This is a genomic window from Massilia sp. Root335 (genome assembly GCF_001425685.1).
Lineage (GTDB): Bacteria > Pseudomonadota > Gammaproteobacteria > Burkholderiales > Burkholderiaceae_D > Telluria > Telluria luteola.
Window position 1 is genome coordinate 1 of the sequence record NZ_LMCY01000038.1, and the last position, 539, is coordinate 539.

A 539-nucleotide genomic window follows, 5' to 3' on the forward strand; every position below is an offset into this window, starting at 1 on the left:
CGCCCGGTTCGATGCGGAAGCCGCGGATCTTGACCTGCTGGTCGATGCGGCCCAGGAATTCGACGGTGCCGTCGGGGCGGTGGCGGGCCAGGTCGCCGGATTTATACATGCGCGCGCCGGGTTCCGCGCTGAACGGATCCGGAATGAACTTCTCGGCCGTCATGCCGGGGCGGCGCAGATAGCCGCGGGCGACGCCGGCGCCGCCGATGTGCAGCTCGCCGGCCACGCCGACCGGCACCGGGTTGAGCCAGGCGTCCAGGATGTAGATCGCGGTGTTGGCGATCGGGCGGCCGAGCGGCAGCGGCAGGTTGAAGTCGTCGCGCGCCGTCACCGGGTGGTGGCAGGCGAAGGTGGTGGTCTCGGTCGGACCGTAGCCGTTGCTGAGCAGGATGAACGGGTTGGCATCGCGCAGCGTGCGCGCGTGGCCCGGCGACAGCGCTTCGCCGCCGGCGAGGATGTGGCGCATCGACGCGAGTGCGGGCAGCTGGTGCTCGACCATCTGGTTGAACAGGGCGGCCGTGAACCATGCGGTGTCGATG

The 539-nt window shown here is 70.5% G+C and carries 1 protein-coding gene; it reads right to left on the reverse strand.

The window, feature by feature from the left end; translation table 11 throughout:
- Positions 1–539: AMP-binding protein (locus tag ASC93_RS21015; protein ID WP_157202050.1), on the reverse strand; the 539-nt coding region annotated here is incomplete at both ends.